This window comes from Dysgonomonas sp. 511 (assembly GCF_010501105.1).
Taxonomy (GTDB): domain Bacteria; phylum Bacteroidota; class Bacteroidia; order Bacteroidales; family Dysgonomonadaceae; genus Dysgonomonas.
The window spans coordinates 1-1,757 of sequence record NZ_QVMQ01000070.1; the positions used below are offsets into that span (position 1 = coordinate 1).

1 protein-coding gene is annotated in these 1,757 nt (G+C 38.4%); it reads right to left on the bottom strand.

What is annotated here, in order from left to right:
* Positions 1 to 39: 39 nt before the first annotated feature.
* Entirely contained in the window at positions 40 to 1,662 is a 1,623-nt protein-coding gene (locus D0T57_RS15265) for an IS1182 family transposase (protein ID WP_255490635.1), read from the bottom strand.
* Positions 1,663 to 1,757: the final 95 nt, after the last annotated feature.

Here is a 1,757-nt window from a genome sequence, read left to right on the forward strand (position 1 = left end):
GAGGGTGTGTCAAAAGTAAATTGACCTACCCTTTTTGTTTCATGCAGCCAGTTTATATTTCTCTTGGTTTTTATCAGCAATAGGATTCATAATATATATTTTCAAGTAAAAACAGGCAATGTTGGTCCAATTTTCATGTTTGAGTCTTTTTCTCCACATTTTAAGCAGATTAAATGCAATAGCAAACACACCGAAGTCCATATTTATCTTTTCAAAACCTTTGTGCCTAAATCTTTTGTATCCCTTATTGAACTTCATCTGTCCAAAAACAGCTTCAGGTTCTATGGGTCTTTTACTTCGATGTTTTAATCCCTGTTCAGAGGTAAGTAAATCTCGTGCATTGGCTTTATATTCTCTTAATTTCTCGTTGATGTTTATAATTCTGTTGCCTTTGGCTTTATGGCATTGCTCTTTCAAAGTGCATCCCTGGCAGTTTTCACACTGATATTGTCTGATTTTGCTTTTATAGCCATTATCTGAGATACTTATCTTTTCCTGTAAGAAGTGCATACTTTTACCTTGTGGACAGGTGTAAGTATCAGTTTCTTTATTGTATATCAGGTTTTCCTGGCGGAAAGGATTATTCTTAAACTTCTTCTTTTGTTCCTGATGGAAATAATTATATTTGACATAGGATTCAATATGATTGGTTTCAAGTACATGGTAGTTTTCCTCACTTCCATATCCGGCATCGGCACAAATTGTTTCAGGCATTACGCCAAAGCGGGCGTAACCAAGGTTTAAGAATGCTTCTAAAGTGGTGGTGTCTGTCGATATAGGATAAAATCCGTAATTGAGGATATATTGACCCGCAGTAGCTATTTGCAGGTTATATCCGGGTTTGGTCTGTCCATTATTCATCGCATCCTCTTTCATACGCATGAAAGTAGCATCGTGGTCGGTCTTGGAATAGCTGTTGCGCTTGCCCATGATTCGAAGATGTCCTTCATATTCTTCGAGTTTGGGCAGGTGCTTTTCCTCCAGTTCCTTGAGCTGTTTGAGTTCAGCCTTACTGCGGTTTTCTTTGTTGATACGGGATATGCGTTCCCCAAGCTGCTTTGAGTCAATCTCGAAGGGGGCATCTTCTAATGGACTATTATCTCCTGCTATACCCTCTTCGATCTGGGAAAGGATACACGCTATCTTTTTCTGAAGGTTACCTTTGTAATGATCAATGCTCTTTTTCCATACAAAGCTATATTTATTGGCCACCGATTCTATTTTCGTACCATCGATATACTGTACTTCTAAGCTGAGATAACCTAATTCAACCAACATCTCAACAACCTGAACGAACAAACTATTAATGCAATCTTTCACATGTTCCGAGCGGAAACGGTTAATGGTACTAAAACTGGGATATTGACTGCCGCTTAACCACATGTAATGGATATTTTCCTGCATGACTTTTTCTATCTTGCGGCAGGAATAGATATTGTTCAGATAGGCATAGAATAAGACCTTTAACAGCATACGTGGATGGTAACTACTGGTGCCCCCGCCCTGATAAGTGGAAAGCAACCCACTAAGATCCAACTCGTCTACTACCTGATTGATCATCCGAACTGGGGAATGCTCTGGTATATTTTCATCCAGACGACAAGGAAAAAGATTTAATAAGCCTTGATTATAATCTTTAAATACTATCTTTGATTTGTTCATTGCAACTCTAAGATACATATTTTAGAGTGAACGAAAAAGACCGAAGCTATTAAAAACTTCGGTCTTTCATATTTTGGGGCTTTTGACACACCCTC